Origin of the sequence: Citrobacter sp. CK202 (assembly GCF_030333225.1) — a bacterium.
GTDB classification, from domain to species: domain Bacteria; phylum Pseudomonadota; class Gammaproteobacteria; order Enterobacterales; family Enterobacteriaceae; genus Citrobacter_B; species Citrobacter_B koseri.
This window is the reverse complement of the sequence record NZ_JAOWGI010000025.1, coordinates 269,332-282,843: the sequence shown is the minus strand read 5'-3', so window position 1 is coordinate 282,843 and position 13,512 is coordinate 269,332. Positions and strand designations below refer to the sequence as shown.

At 51.3% G+C, this 13,512-nt stretch carries 13 protein-coding genes; 8 read left to right on the top strand and 5 right to left on the bottom strand.

The window, feature by feature from the left end; all coding sequences use genetic code 11:
• Nucleotides 1-43 precede the first annotated feature (43 nt).
• Complete coding sequence (locus OGX84_RS10930; protein WP_012131609.1) at nucleotides 44-1,366, bottom strand: MFS transporter; 1,323 nt, start codon at nucleotides 1,364-1,366, stop codon at nucleotides 44-46.
• 32 nt (nucleotides 1,367-1,398) lie between these two features.
• Nucleotides 1,399-2,286, bottom strand: coding sequence for a phosphoserine phosphatase SerB (gene serB / locus OGX84_RS10925; RefSeq protein WP_112001911.1), 888 nt, complete (start codon nucleotides 2,284-2,286; stop codon nucleotides 1,399-1,401).
• Between the two features lie 216 nt (nucleotides 2,287-2,502).
• Between serB and OGX84_RS10920 the strand changes: the two genes are divergently transcribed.
• Both OGX84_RS10920 and OGX84_RS10915 read left to right on the top strand, forming a co-directional pair.
• Nucleotides 2,503-3,870 (top strand): L-serine ammonia-lyase, encoded by a 1,368-nt coding sequence (locus OGX84_RS10920; protein ID WP_072025320.1) that lies wholly within the window; start codon nucleotides 2,503-2,505, stop codon nucleotides 3,868-3,870.
• 4 nt (nucleotides 3,871-3,874) lie between these two features.
• The gene (locus tag OGX84_RS10915; RefSeq protein WP_024130176.1) at nucleotides 3,875-4,252 is read left to right on the top strand and encodes a helix-turn-helix transcriptional regulator; all 378 of its coding nucleotides are present in this window, start codon (nucleotides 3,875-3,877) and stop codon (nucleotides 4,250-4,252) included.
• On the opposite strand, the gene fghA is transcribed toward OGX84_RS10915, so the two are convergent.
• Nucleotides 4,253-5,089, bottom strand: coding sequence for an S-formylglutathione hydrolase (gene fghA / locus OGX84_RS10910; protein ID WP_112001912.1), 837 nt, complete (start codon nucleotides 5,087-5,089; stop codon nucleotides 4,253-4,255).
• Between the two features lie 337 nt (nucleotides 5,090-5,426).
• Between fghA and folE the strand changes: the two genes are divergently transcribed.
• The 6 genes from folE (at nucleotide 5,427) to mglC (ending at nucleotide 12,363) form a co-directional block, all read left to right on the top strand.
• Nucleotides 5,427-6,095 carry a GTP cyclohydrolase I FolE gene (gene folE / locus OGX84_RS10905; RefSeq protein ID WP_012131616.1) on the top strand — a complete coding sequence of 223 codons (669 nt, stop codon included), beginning with the start codon at nucleotides 5,427-5,429 and terminating at the stop codon, nucleotides 6,093-6,095.
• 14 nt (nucleotides 6,096-6,109) lie between these two features.
• Complete coding sequence (gene yeiB / locus OGX84_RS10900) at nucleotides 6,110-7,267, top strand: DUF418 domain-containing protein YeiB (RefSeq protein WP_012131617.1); 1,158 nt, start codon at nucleotides 6,110-6,112, stop codon at nucleotides 7,265-7,267.
• A 152-nt stretch (nucleotides 7,268-7,419) separates the two neighbouring features.
• A complete protein-coding gene (gene galS / locus OGX84_RS10895; RefSeq protein ID WP_110494029.1) occupies nucleotides 7,420-8,460 on the top strand; it encodes an HTH-type transcriptional regulator GalS in 1,041 nt (346 codons plus the stop codon).
• A 279-nt stretch (nucleotides 8,461-8,739) separates the two neighbouring features.
• Nucleotides 8,740-9,738 (top strand): galactose/glucose ABC transporter substrate-binding protein MglB, encoded by a 999-nt coding sequence (mglB, locus tag OGX84_RS10890; RefSeq protein WP_012131619.1) that lies wholly within the window; start codon nucleotides 8,740-8,742, stop codon nucleotides 9,736-9,738.
• A gap of 78 nt (nucleotides 9,739-9,816) precedes the next feature.
• Complete coding sequence (gene mglA / locus OGX84_RS10885; RefSeq protein WP_047462502.1) at nucleotides 9,817-11,337, top strand: galactose/methyl galactoside ABC transporter ATP-binding protein MglA; 1,521 nt, start codon at nucleotides 9,817-9,819, stop codon at nucleotides 11,335-11,337.
• A 15-nt stretch (nucleotides 11,338-11,352) separates the two neighbouring features.
• The gene (gene mglC / locus OGX84_RS10880) at nucleotides 11,353-12,363 is read left to right on the top strand and encodes a galactose/methyl galactoside ABC transporter permease MglC (protein WP_012131621.1); all 1,011 of its coding nucleotides are present in this window, start codon (nucleotides 11,353-11,355) and stop codon (nucleotides 12,361-12,363) included.
• Between the two features lie 59 nt (nucleotides 12,364-12,422).
• Here the strand turns inward: mglC and OGX84_RS10875 are convergent, their stop codons facing one another.
• Both OGX84_RS10875 and sanA read right to left on the bottom strand, forming a co-directional pair.
• On the bottom strand, nucleotides 12,423-12,662 hold the full coding sequence (locus OGX84_RS10875; RefSeq protein ID WP_012131622.1) for a DUF2542 family protein: 240 nt from the start codon (nucleotides 12,660-12,662) through the stop codon (nucleotides 12,423-12,425).
• Between the two features lie 2 nt (nucleotides 12,663-12,664).
• A complete protein-coding gene (gene sanA, locus OGX84_RS10870) occupies nucleotides 12,665-13,384 on the bottom strand; it encodes an outer membrane permeability protein SanA (protein WP_012131623.1) in 720 nt (239 codons plus the stop codon).
• Nucleotides 13,385-13,512 lie beyond the last annotated feature (128 nt).

Sequence of the window (13,512 nt, the reverse complement as noted above, 5' to 3'; positions counted from 1 at the left end):
GGATACCCTCCGTTGTTACGTTATGGCAATAGATTATCGTTTTTTACAGACGATGGAGACGAGAAAGTAGCGCCAGGGAGAGAGTGGTTAATAAAATAGCGATGAAGGCGTAAATATAGACGCCAGACCATTCCCAGCTATTTTTCACCAGAATGACCGGTACGCCGGCCATTGCCGCGCCAACATAACTGAATAATCCCCGGAAACCGGTAATAGAACCCGCAGCATCTTTGTGAGTAACGTCCAGGCAGCCGACGGCAAAAAGCATATGCGGCCCGTACAGTGCAAATCCCATGATGGTGAAAAGTACGGCGGTGATGGTGTAAGAGGTATCCTGCACCAATGGGATAAGCACGATGCATACGCAGAGCATTAAGGCGAAAATTAACCCCGTCATCCAGCGGTTGCTTTTAAACATAAAGTCTGACAAATATCCGGCCAGCAGTCCCCCTGCCAGCCCGCCAGCTTCGAACCACGAGATAATGGAGTTTGCTTTAATCAGGCTCCAGCCGTGTACCTGCGAGTAATAGATTTGCGGCCAGTCATTGAGAATAGTGCGCGCAATATACACGGACATATCGCCCACGATGATGATCCATACCAGTGGGTTGGTCAGAATGTATTTAACGAACACCTGCCAGAAGCTCAGATTGACCGGGCTGGCTTTTACCTGTGCAAGCTCGGTAGGATCGTTACGCCATTCGCCGACATTGGGTAGCCCGAGGGTGCCGGGACGATCCTGAATCGTAAACAGCGCGACAACCCCCATCAGAAGGGAAATGACTCCAGGGACATAGAAGCCCATTTTCCAGCTGCCGCTAAAGGCAATGGCGAAGCTGGTGAGCAGCGGGGCAAGGCTGCCGCCAATGTTATGCGCTGCTTCAACGATTGCCCACCAGCGCCCGCGTTCGTTTTTTGAGAACCAGGAGGCCATAATTTTCGCCATTGGCGGGAAGCTGGTGCCCTGGAGAATCGCATTGAGGCTGTACAATACGTAGAACGCCGCGACGCTATCGGAAAAGCCAAAAAGAATATTGACGATGCCGACGCCAATCAGCACCGGGCCGGTCATGGCTTTAGGGTTAATTTTATCAACCAGCATGCCGCCAACAAACTTCATGGAACCATAAAGAATGTAAAAAATGGAGGACATGATGGCGAAATCTTCTGCGGTTAGCGACGTATCCGCCAGCATGGCTGGCATCGCAGCAGAAAAGTTTTTACGGGTCAGATAGAATACGGCATAAGAGATAAATACCGAGGTGATGATCTCTGTGCGAAATTTTTTATAAGTATGATCAATCTCTTTTTTCGCGTTCATAACAGGCCGATCGGCCTGACTGAAAATAAATGCTTTTATGTTCATCGTGAGTTTCCCTTCCGGCGACGGAAATGTGGTTATAATTCATCTTCAATAAAGAACAGAAGTGATTCGAATCCATGAAAATTAATCTGATGATGGATTGTTTCTCTGACAACGGGTTTTGCCCGCCACGCGATACCGGTTCCCGCATACGTTATCATCGGCAGATCGTTTGCGCCGTCGCCGCAGGCAATAATGTTGTGTACAGCGAGGTTGAGTTGTGTTGCCAGCGCAGAGAGCGTTTGCCGCTTTTTCCCGGCATTCATGATCGGGAAGGTAATATTGTCCGTCAGGACGTTATCTTTTATTTCAACCGTGTTGGAAAAGGCGTAGTCGAGCTGATACTTTTCTTTCAGTCGTTGGGTAAAAATATCCAGACCGCCGGAAATAATGGCCGTTTTAAACCCTTTGTTTTTCAGTACCGGCAACATAGCGGCAAGGCCGGGGGAAATCGTCATTCGATCGCAAACGGCATTGAGGACATCACAGTGCGTGCCTTTTAACATGCGAATACGGCGGGTAAAACTGGTGTCGAAATCTACTTTCCCTTCCATCGCCTGTTGGGTCATCTCCGCGATTTGCGCAGAGATGCCAAGCGTGTGAGCGATTTCATCCACGCCTTCCTCTTCAATAAACGTTGAGTCCATATCAAATGCAATCAGTCCCTTTGTGGGGATGCTCTGAGGTTTGACAAAAAAATCAAACTGCAATTGCAGTGATGCAGCGCGTAATTTCTGATAAATAGCCTGCGTCAGCATTTCATCGGGTAGCGTAAGTTTTAAATAATCCTTATTGATTAATGCCAGATGCCGACGCTCTAATAAATAATGACATTGCATCGCGTGAGAACGAAGAAAATCATTATATAACCATGCCTGAAGTTGCTCTGTGTTTGTTGATGTGACGAAGTAAGTTATTGCCATCATGTTGCTCCTTTACATTGCGCTTTATTATAATGGGCGGCGTTTGTTTCTTGTGCATCGTGCTATCACAGATATGAATGTTAAAGAAAAGATAAAATGGTATTGTTTTTAATACCTGATAATGAATAAGCATGAAAAGTATCATTTTTAATATGTTGATTACGGTATATTATCGCCATCCCACCCTGCGCTTTTTTTAGGAATACATATATAAAAATGGAAAGTTGCGTTGATATATTCAAAATTGTGATAGGTCCATCCAGTTCAAGAACCGTGGGGCCAATGCGTGCGGCTTGCAATTTCATTTCGCAGCTAAAACGGCAGGATACGCTGCCGTTACTCAGGAATATTGAAATTGAATTGTTTGGCGCATTATCGTTAAGCCGTAAATGCCACAATGTTGATGCCGCGCTTTATCTGGGGTTGCTGGGAAATCAGCCGGAGAAGGTGGATTTACGTATGCAACTGACCGCCATCAGGCGTGCGGAAAATGACGGTATGCTTGACGTGCCAGCCCCGGCGAACAGCACGGTGACAGTGGCGGTGAAAATTATTGCGAATCACCATGCGCATCCTGGACATCCTTATGCGATGACCTTTCGCGCCAAAGATGATTACTTTACGTTATACGAGGAGACGTGGTTTTCGACCGGCGCCGGGCAGGTACGAAAATACGGTGAGTCTGCGCCCGTGGCGACAGATCAGACACGCGCCTCTCCCTTTGCCTTTCGCAACGCCGCGCAGTTGCAGACGCTGTGCCAACGCAACGGGCTTTCCGTTGCGGCGCTGATGATGAAAAATGAGCTGAACAGCCATTCTCAGCCCTCATTACAGCGCTATTTAACGCAGGTCTGGGAGGTTATGAAGCAGGCCGTTCACCGTGGCCTGCATACCGAAGGGCTGCTTCCCGGCCCTTATCAGATCCCGCGTCGGGCCTGCGCATTGCATAAATCGTTGTGTATGAAGCCTTCGGCAGCGGATTTTCTGACGACCCTGAACTGGGTTAACGTGTTTGCTATTGCCGTGAGTGAAGAGAATGCGGCAGGCGGGCAGATTGTCACGGCGCCGACGAATGGCGCAAGCGGCATTATTCCGGCGGTGCTGAGCTGGTACGATAAGTTTGTTTGTCCGCTGGACGCGGGCGCTATCACCCGTTTTTTTCTTACGGCAGGTGCCGTCGCGTTGTTGTTTAAACAGAATGCGTCGATTTTAGGATCGGAAGTGGGATGCCAGGGGGAGATCGGCGTCGCATGTTCGATGGCGGCGGCAGGGCTGGCGGAGCTGATGGGCGCATCCGTCGGGCAGGTATTAAGCGCTGCGGAAATTGCGATGGAGCACCATCTGGGGTTGACCTGCGATCCGGTTGGCGGGCAGGTGCAAATTCCCTGTATAGAAAGAAACGCCATCTCTGCCGTAAAAGCCATTAATGCGGCGACGATGGCGATGAGCCGCATCAGCGAGCCCTGTATTTCTCTGGATGAAATTATTGCCGCCATGTATGAAACTGGCAAAGACATGAGCGCAAAATATCGCGAGACTTATCACGGATGCCTCGGAAAAATTCAGCCAAGAAAAAGGTGCTAGTACATTGAAATACCAAACAATGAATAATGACGAGATCGTCTGGTCGCTCTGCGCGCGTATCAAGGAAACGCGGATTTCCCTGTCTATGACGCAACAGCAGCTTGCCGATCGCGCGCAGGTAGGCATCGCGACGATCAAGCGTATTGAGAAAGGCGCTGGCCTGAACCTCGATACGCTGATTTCTCTCCTGCGCGCGCTTGATAAACTGCACAATCTGGATGCGATTTTGTTTGAATCAGAAATGCGCAATTTTAGCGAGAGCGAGAGTGCCGGGCGACTTCAGATTCGCCAGCAGGTTGCTGATTTAAACCGGAAATCGTCTGCGCCGCAAGCCGATGACAATAACGATATTGCGGCGCTGGAAAAAGCCGTGTACTGGTGATCAGCTCAGCAGATGCTGTGCATGGAAGCGCAGATGATCCTCAATAAACGAGGCGATAAAGTAATAACTGTGGTCGTAGCCCGGTTGAATACGTAACGTCATCGGCCAGTCCTTCTGGCGCGCGGCTTCGGCCAGTACCGCCGGTTGTAACTGATCGGCGAGGAACTGATCGTTATCGCCTTGATCAATCAGCGTTGGAATGGCGTGTTCCGGCTGGCTGGCGAGCATCAGCGCGCAACTGTCCCACTCAGCCCAGGCCGATCTCTCTTCCCCCAGATAGGCCGTAAACGCTTTTTCTCCCCACGGTACGCGGCACGGATTCACGATGGGCGCAAAGGCGGAAACGCTGGTGTATTTCCCCGGATTCTTCAGCGCCATGATCAATGCGCCGTGTCCGCCCATTGAATGCCCGCTGATCGCGCAACGTTCACCCACGTTAAACTGCGACTGGATCAGCGCCGGGAGTTCATCGCGCAGGTAGTCGTACATGCGGAAATGCGCGGCCCAGGGCTGCTGCGTCGCGTTGAGATAGAATCCCGCGCCTTTACCTAAATCATAACCTTCGTCATCGGCGACCTGTTCGCCGCGCGGACTGGTGTCCGGCATCACCAGCACAATGCCCAGTTCGGCGGCAATGCGTTGCGCACCGGCTTTGGTGGTGAAGTTCTCATCATTACAGGTTAACCCTGACAGCCAGTACAGCACCGGAGGTGGCGTTGTACTGCGGGGAGGCGGGAGAAAGATGCTGAATGTCATGGCGCAATTCAGCGTGGTGGAGTCGTGTCGCCAGCGTTGCTGCCAGCCTTCAAAACAACGGTGCTCTTCGAGCATATCCATGCGTGGCTCCTTTTGTGTTGAACCTGAATGAGTCGTGCAATTTCCCCATAATACAGATTATTCATTGCGCTGTGAGTAACTTTCACTTCCGCATTTATCTAACATGCTTCATCATCTACACAACTTTACATTAACACCTGGCGTCATGGCCCGTCAGATTTAGCGCGCGGAACCGCCGTGGGGAATCCGGGACATGAAAGGCAGCGGCGATTTCAATAATTATCGTTGTGAATACTGGATTATGTGCGCCGCCTCACGCACAATAAACGGGCTGCCAACAGCCTAAAAACTTTGCCCCACGCAGGGCAGAGGCGCCACACCTGCAGGAGAAGAATAAATGTCATCACTCAGTAAAGAAGCGGCCCTGGTTCATGAAGCGCTGGTTGCGCGTGGTCTGGAAACGCCGCTGCGCCCGCCCGTGCATGAGATGGATAACGAAACGCGCAAACGTCTTATTTCGGGGCATATGACCGAGATTATGCAGTTGCTGAATCTCGACTTGAGCGATGACAGTCTGATGGAAACGCCGCATCGCATCGCTAAAATGTATGTCGATGAGATTTTCTCCGGCCTTGATTACGCCAATTTCCCGAAGATCACCGTGATTGAAAACAAGATGAAAGTGGATGAAATGGTGACGGTGCGCGATATCACGCTTACCAGCACCTGCGAACACCATTTCGTCACGATCGACGGGAAAGCGACGGTGGCCTATATCCCGAAAGATTCGGTGATTGGCCTGTCGAAGATTAACCGTATTGTGCAGTTTTTTGCGCAGCGCCCGCAGGTTCAGGAGCGTCTGACCCAACAGATTCTGACCGCGCTGCAAACGCTGCTTGGCACCAATAACGTCGCGGTCTCAATCGACGCTGTGCATTACTGCGTGAAAGCGCGCGGCATTCGCGATGCGACCAGCGCCACCACCACGACTTCCCTCGGCGGATTGTTTAAATCCAGCCAGAACACGCGCCAGGAGTTCCTGCGCGCCGTGCGTCACCATAACTGATCAGGGCAGGGAGTATGGAGCGTAATGTCACGCTGGATTTTATTCGTGGCGTCGCCATCCTCGGTATCCTGCTTCTTAATATCAGCGCCTTTGGCTTGCCAAAGGCGGCTTACCTTAATCCCGCCTGGTATGGCAAGATCACCGCGTCTGACGCATGGACGTGGGCGATCCTCGACCTGTTCGCGCAGGTAAAATTCCTTACGCTTTTTGCGCTGTTATTCGGCGCGGGTCTGCAAATGCTGCTGCCGCGCGGCAAACGCTGGATTCAGTCGCGTCTGACGCTGCTCGTCCTGTTGGGCTTTATCCACGGTTTGCTGTTCTGGGATGGCGACATTCTGCTGGCGTATGGCCTTGTCGGCCTGATTTGCTGGCGGCTGGTGCGCGACGCGCCGTCGGTAAAAAGTTTATTTAATACCGGTATTTTGCTCTATCTGGCGGGGATTGGCGTGTTGCTGCTGTTAGGGTCCATCTCGGCGAGTGAAACCAGCCGCGCCTGGACGCCGGATGCCTCTGCCCTGTTGTATGAAAAATACTGGAAGATTAACGGCGGCATGGAGGCGGTCAGCAACCGGGTCGATCTGCTGTCGAACAGTCTGCTGGCGCTGGGGGCGCAGTATGGCTGGCAGCTGGCGGGAATGATGCTGCTGGGCGCGGCGCTGATGCGCAGCGGCTGGCTGAAGGGCCAGTACAGTCTGCAACACTACCGGCGTACGGGCGTATTGCTTGTCGTCGTCGGCATGCTGATTAACCTTCCGGCCATTATTGTACAGTGGCGGCTGGACTGGGCGTATCGCTGGTGCGCTTTTCTGCTACAGGCGCCGCGTGAATTGAGCGCGCCGTTTCAGACTATAGGTTACACCGCGTTGATGCTGGGATTCTGGCCGCAGCTCAGCCGTTTTAAACTGGTCATTGCCATTGCCTGCGTAGGGCGGATGGCGTTGAGCAACTATCTGTTGCAGACGCTGATCTGCACCACGCTGTTCTACCAGTTCGGTTTATTTATGAAATTCGACCGACTGACGCTGCTGATATTTGTCATTCCTGTCTGGCTGGCGAACCTGCTTTTCTCCTGGATTTGGCTGCGTTTCTATCGGCAAGGGCCGGTGGAATGGCTCTGGCGGCAATTAACCCTCCGTGCTTCCGGGACGTCATTATCGGGAACATCCAGATAACGATCTGGATCACATTCATTAACAAAACGCATGTAACCGTTTCCAGCCCTGTGACCTTACTCACGTAGTCCTGAACGAAGCGCTGACAAAATACCCACCTGCTAAACACAGGGTGTCTGTGAGCAACGGCAATCTCAAACAGGGTAGTGAATATGGTAACCATTCGTGATGTGGCACGTCAGGCTGGCGTTTCCGTAGCGACCGTTTCTCGCGTGCTGAATAACAGTGCGCTGGTCAGTCCCGATACGCGCGAAGCGGTAATGAAGGCGGTCACGCTGCTGGGTTACCGTCCTAATGCTAATGCGCAAGCGCTGGCGACGCAGATAAGCGACACCATCGGCGTGGTGGTGATGGACGTGTCAGATGCGTTTTTCGGCGCACTGGTCAAAGCGGTGGATGTGGTTGCCCAACAACACAACAAATATGTGCTGATCGGCAACAGTTATCATGAGGCTGAAAAAGAGCGTCATGCCATCGAGGTTCTGATTCGACAGCGCTGTAACGCATTGATTGTTCACTCGAAAGCATTAAGTGACCAGGAGCTGGGGGCGTTTATGGACCAGATCCCAGGCATGGTGCTGATCAATCGTATTGTGCCGGGTTATGCCCACCGTTGCGTGTGCCTGGACAATATCAGCGGCGCAAAAATGGCGACCCGTATGCTGCTCAATAATGGTCATCAACGGATTGGTTATCTGGCTTCCAGCCACCGCATTGAAGATGACACGATGCGTAAAGAAGGGTGGCTGAACGCGTTGCAGGAGCAGGGGATTACGCCGCCAGAAAGCTGGATTGGCACGGGTTCCCCGGATATGCAGGGCGGTGAAGCGGCGATGGTGGAACTGCTGGGGCGAAACCTGCAACTGACCGCCGTATTCGCCTATAACGACAGCATGGCCGCTGGCGCGCTCACGGCGTTAAAAGACAATGGCATTGCCATCCCGTTACATCTTTCCATCATCGGTTTTGATGATATTCCTATTGCCCGTTACACCGATCCGCAGCTGACCACGGTGCGTTATCCCATTGCTTCTATGGCGAAAATGGCAACGGAACTGGCGTTGCAGGGTGCGGCCGGCACGCTGGATTCAACGGCGACGCACTGTTTTATGCCAACGCTGGTGCGTCGTCATTCGGTTGCGCTAAGACAGAATGCGGCCCCGATCACTAACCAGCAACGTCAGGGGATGTAACCGCTTTCAATATGTGAGTAAATTCACAGTATCTTAACAATACGATAGCTATGATGGCACCGTTTGAAGCACTGTAAATACTATGTAACGGTGAATAATCACTTTTAACGCATCGTCAGGGCATTAAACAGCAATTAAAGCATATTTTTGGAGCGTTACCGGGCACGGAAGAAAGATTTTTTAACAGTGAGCTTCGGCGTTCAGTAACACTTCATTAACGTTCTGCCCTGCCGAGCATTTTTCTCAAGCACTACCCTGCATAATAAAACCGGAGATACCATGAATAAGAAGGCGTTAACTCTGTCTGCTGTGATGGCAAGCATGTTATTTGGCGCGGCTGCGCACGCTGCTGATACTCGCATTGGTGTGACGATTTATAAATATGACGATAACTTTATGTCCGTCGTGCGTAAGGCTATCGAAAGAGACGCCCAGGCGGCGCCTGATGTGCAGTTGCTGATGAATGACTCGCAGAACGATCAGTCCAAGCAAAACGACCAGATCGACGTGCTGTTGGCAAAAGGGGTAAAAGCGCTGGCGATCAACCTGGTTGACCCGGCTGCGGCAGGTACGGTAATTGAGAAAGCGCGTGGTCAGAATGTCCCGATTGTGTTCTTCAACAAAGAACCTTCCCGCAAAGCGCTGGATAGCTATGACAAAGCCTATTACGTCGGCACTGACTCCAAAGAATCCGGTATCATCCAGGGCGATCTGATCGCTAAACACTGGCAGGCTAATCAGGGTTGGGATCTGAACAAAGATGGCCAAATCCAGTTCGTACTGCTGAAAGGCGAGCCGGGCCACCCGGATGCTGAAGCGCGTACCACCTATGTTATCAAAGAGCTGAACGACAAAGGCATCAAAACTGAGCAGCTGCAAATGGATACCGCAATGTGGGATACCGCAATGGCGAAAGACAAAATGGACGCATGGCTGTCCGGCCCGAACGCCAACAAAATTGAAGTGGTTATCGCGAATAACGACGCAATGGCGATGGGCGCGGTAGAAGCGCTGAAAGCGCACAATAAAACCAGCGTTCCGGTATTCGGCGTAGATGCGTTACCTGAAGCGCTGGCGCTGGTGAAATCCGGCGCGCTGGCAGGTACCGTGCTGAACGATGCCAACAACCAGGCGAAAGCCACCTTTGATCTGGCGAAAAACCTGGCCGATGGTAAAGGCGCGGCTGACGGCACCGACTGGAAAATCGAGAACAAAATTGTTCGCGTTCCGTACGTAGGTGTTGATAAAGACAATCTGGCTGAGTTTACCAACAAGTAATTCGTATATCGTTTTCTTTGGGCGCAATAACATTGCGCCCTTTATTAACGCACTCTGCGAGGCCAACAAGGTATAATTATGGTCAGCACTACTACTCCGTCGTCAGGCGAATACTTGTTGGAAATGAGCGGCATCAACAAGTCTTTTCCCGGCGTAAAGGCACTTGATAATGTTAATTTAAAAGTCCGCCCGCACTCGATTCACGCCTTAATGGGGGAGAATGGCGCAGGAAAATCAACATTATTAAAATGCCTTTTTGGGATCTATCAAAAAGATTCCGGTAGCATTTTATTTCAGGGGAAAGAGATCGATTTTCATTCTGCCAAAGAAGCTCTGGAGAATGGTATTTCGATGGTTCACCAGGAGCTAAACCTGGTGTTACAGCGCTCCGTTATGGATAACATGTGGTTAGGGCGTTACCCAACCAAAGGTATGTTTGTCGATCAGGATAAAATGTACCGGGATACCAAAGCGATATTTGATGAACTGGATATTGATATCGATCCGCGTGCGCGTGTCGGGACATTATCCGTTTCACAAATGCAGATGATCGAAATTGCGAAGGCGTTTTCCTACAATGCCAAAATTGTGATCATGGATGAGCCGACCTCTTCATTAACGGAAAAAGAGGTTAACCATCTGTTCACTATTATTCGCAAACTGAAGGAGCGCGGCTGCGGTATTGTGTATATCTCGCATAAAATGGAAGAGATTTTCCAGCTGTGCGATGAAGTCACCGTCTTGCGCGACGGCCAGTGGATTGCGACGCAGCCGCTGGAAGGGCTGGATATGGACAAGATCATCGCCATGATGGTGGGTCGTTCCCTGAACCAGCGTTTCCCGGACAAGCAAAACAAGCCGGGAGAGGTCATTCTGGAAGTGCGTAACCTGACGTCTCTGCGCCAGCCGTCGATCCGCGACGTCTCTTTTGATCTGCATAAAGGGGAAATTCTCGGGATTGCGGGTCTGGTAGGGGCAAAGCGTACCGATATTGTTGAAACGCTTTTTGGTATCCGGGAAAAATCATCGGGTACGATTACGCTGCACGGCAAAAAGATTAATAACCACAACGCGAACGAAGCCATTAATCACGGTTTCGCGCTGGTAACGGAAGAACGTCGTTCAACCGGGATCTACGCGTACCTGGATATTGGTTTTAACTCTTTAATTTCCAACATCCGCAATTACAGAAATAAAGTCGGTTTGCTGGATAATTCCCGCATGAAGAGCGATACCCAGTGGGTTATTGACTCAATGCGCGTGAAAACGCCAGGTCATCGCACGCAAATTGGCTCTCTTTCGGGGGGCAACCAGCAGAAGGTCATTATCGGCCGGTGGCTGTTAACGCAGCCAGAAATATTAATGCTGGATGAGCCAACGCGCGGTATTGATGTCGGCGCAAAATTTGAAATCTATCAACTGATTGCGGAACTGGCGAAAAAAGAGAAGGGGATTATTATCATTTCTTCCGAAATGCCGGAATTGTTAGGGATTACAGATCGTATTCTGGTAATGAGCAATGGCCTTGTTGCCGGGATTGTTGACACAAAAACAACAACGCAAAACGAAATTCTGCGTCTTGCGTCTTTGCACCTTTAAGATCAGGGGCTCCTCATGAGTGCGTTAAATAAGAAAAGTTTTCTTACTTATCTGAAAGAAGGCGGAATTTACGTTGTTCTTTTAGTCTTGCTGGCCATTATTATTTTCCAGGACCCTACATTTTTAAGTCTGCTGAACTTAAGTAACATTCTGACGCAGTCCTCCGTGCGTATTATCATCGCGCTGGGTGTGGCAGGGTTGATTGTCACCCAGGGGACTGACCTGTCTGCGGGGCGTCAGGTTGGCCTGGCGGCCGTGGTCGCCGCAACGCTGTTGCAGTCCGTGGAAAACGCCAATAAGGTCTTCCCGGAAATGGCCACCATGCCGATTCCGCTGGTGATCCTGATTGTCTGCGCAATTGGGGCCGTCATTGGTCTGCTTAACGGCATTATCATTGCGTACCTTAATGTGACGCCGTTCATCACGACCCTGGGCACGATGATTATCGTTTATGGCATCAACTCCCTGTATTACGACTTCGTCGGGGCGTCGCCGATTTCGGGGTTTGATAGCGGGTTCTCGACGTTTGCGCAGGGCTTTATTGCGCTGGGCAGTTTCCGGCTCTCCTACATTACCTTCTATGCGCTGATTGCGGTGGCGTTCGTCTGGATCCTGTGGAATAAAACCCGTTTCGGTAAGAACATTTTCGCTATCGGCGGCAACCCGGAAGCGGCAAAAGTGTCCGGTGTTAACGTGGGGCTGAACCTGCTGATGATCTATGCGTTGTCCGGTGTGTTCTACGCATTCGGCGGTTTGCTGGAAGCGGGGCGTATCGGTTCTGCGACTAACAACCTCGGCTTTATGTATGAGCTGGATGCGATTGCCGCCTGCGTGGTCGGCGGCGTGTCGTTTAGCGGCGGCGTCGGGACGGTATTCGGCGTTGTGACCGGTGTGATTATCTTTACCGTCATCAACTACGGCCTGACCTATATCGGCGTGAACCCTTACTGGCAGTACATCATTAAAGGCGGCATCATTATCTTCGCGGTGGCGCTGGACTCGCTGAAATACGCCCGTAAGAAGTAATTACCGGCATGAAAAAGCCCGAAGCAGGCAACTGTTTCGGGCTTTTTTGTTTCTGCACGTTATCTAAAGAACAGAAAATAAATGCCTGCGGCGAGCGTACAAACCGACATGCACAGATATAACCCGATGTAGCTCCAGTAAAGGAGAGGGGTTTCTGCACGGTAGGCGTATACGGGTTCGCGGGCGTTCCTGACGATTTTATCCACGGCGCCAGAGCGCCAGCCTTTGTAGGCTTCCCGTAAGCTAAACAGCATCACCATCAGGACGGCGATGACCACAAAGATCGTTTTCCCTTCCACGCTTATTTTCCTTGTTTCTTTTGCAGTTCCAGCAATTGCTCAGGCGTTACTGCCGGGTAGCCCTGGGCGTCATCCGGCACCTGATGCATTGTTGGAATGGGAACTAACGGGCCTAAGAAGCGAGGTTCCCGTTTGAAAATATAGAGGTCTGCCAGCGCGCCGAATCGGGCGCCAAATTCACGTACGCGTACCGTTAACATATCTTTTGGCGACGGCACCGCATAGCACTGAGCCTGAATTCCCATATGCAGCGCAATGAACAGCGCGCGTTCACAGTGGAAACGCTGGGTAATGATGATGAAGTCGTTGGTATCAAACACTTTGCGCGTGCGCACAATGGAGTCCAGCGTGCGAAAACCGGCATAATCGAGCACGATGTCGGCAGGATCAACGCCCCCGGCGATCAGATCCTTACGCATCGTCATCGGTTCGTTATAGCTTTGCAGCGCGTTATCGCCGCTGAGCAGCAGATAATTGACTTTGCCGCTGTTGTAGGCGTTTAACGCGCCCTGAATGCGATAGCGGTAATACTGATTAATGACGCCGGTGCGATAGTATTTTGCGGTGCCTAATACCACTCCCACCTGGCGGTAGGGGAGATCCTGTAATTCGTCGTAAATATAGGGCGCGGTTTTCCAGCTCATCCATCTGTCGAGACCAAGCACAGTCAACAGCAGCAAGCCGATCAGGACTAACAGGCTGTAAAACACGCGCTTTAACATGCAGAGAACTCGATAAAGGGATGAAATTTCAATCAGGCTACTGTACCCGCTGTCGAAGCGCAAGAAACAGCAGTCTGATTGGGGGGATTTTAGACATTCTTGCCATTTGCATGTTGCCCGATGGCGCT

Excerpts from the sequence above, each read along its gene's own strand:
- OGX84_RS10930 (WP_012131609.1), bottom strand. The coding sequence starts at position 1,366 with ATGAACATAAAAGCATTTATTTTCAGTCAGGCCGATCGGCCTGTTATG.
- serB (WP_112001911.1), bottom strand. The coding sequence starts at position 2,286 with ATGGCAATAACTTACTTCGTCACATCAACAAACACAGAGCAACTTCAG.
- OGX84_RS10920 (WP_072025320.1), top strand. The coding sequence starts at position 2,503 with ATGGAAAGTTGCGTTGATATATTCAAAATTGTGATAGGTCCATCCAGT.
- fghA (WP_112001912.1), bottom strand. The coding sequence starts at position 5,089 with ATGGATATGCTCGAAGAGCACCGTTGTTTTGAAGGCTGGCAGCAACGC.
- folE (WP_012131616.1), top strand. The coding sequence starts at position 5,427 with ATGTCATCACTCAGTAAAGAAGCGGCCCTGGTTCATGAAGCGCTGGTT.
- yeiB (WP_012131617.1), top strand. The coding sequence starts at position 6,110 with ATGGAGCGTAATGTCACGCTGGATTTTATTCGTGGCGTCGCCATCCTC.
- galS (WP_110494029.1), top strand. The coding sequence starts at position 7,420 with ATGGTAACCATTCGTGATGTGGCACGTCAGGCTGGCGTTTCCGTAGCG.
- mglB (WP_012131619.1), top strand. The coding sequence starts at position 8,740 with ATGAATAAGAAGGCGTTAACTCTGTCTGCTGTGATGGCAAGCATGTTA.
- mglA (WP_047462502.1), top strand. The coding sequence starts at position 9,817 with ATGGTCAGCACTACTACTCCGTCGTCAGGCGAATACTTGTTGGAAATG.
- mglC (WP_012131621.1), top strand. The coding sequence starts at position 11,353 with ATGAGTGCGTTAAATAAGAAAAGTTTTCTTACTTATCTGAAAGAAGGC.
- sanA (WP_012131623.1), bottom strand. The coding sequence starts at position 13,384 with ATGTTAAAGCGCGTGTTTTACAGCCTGTTAGTCCTGATCGGCTTGCTG.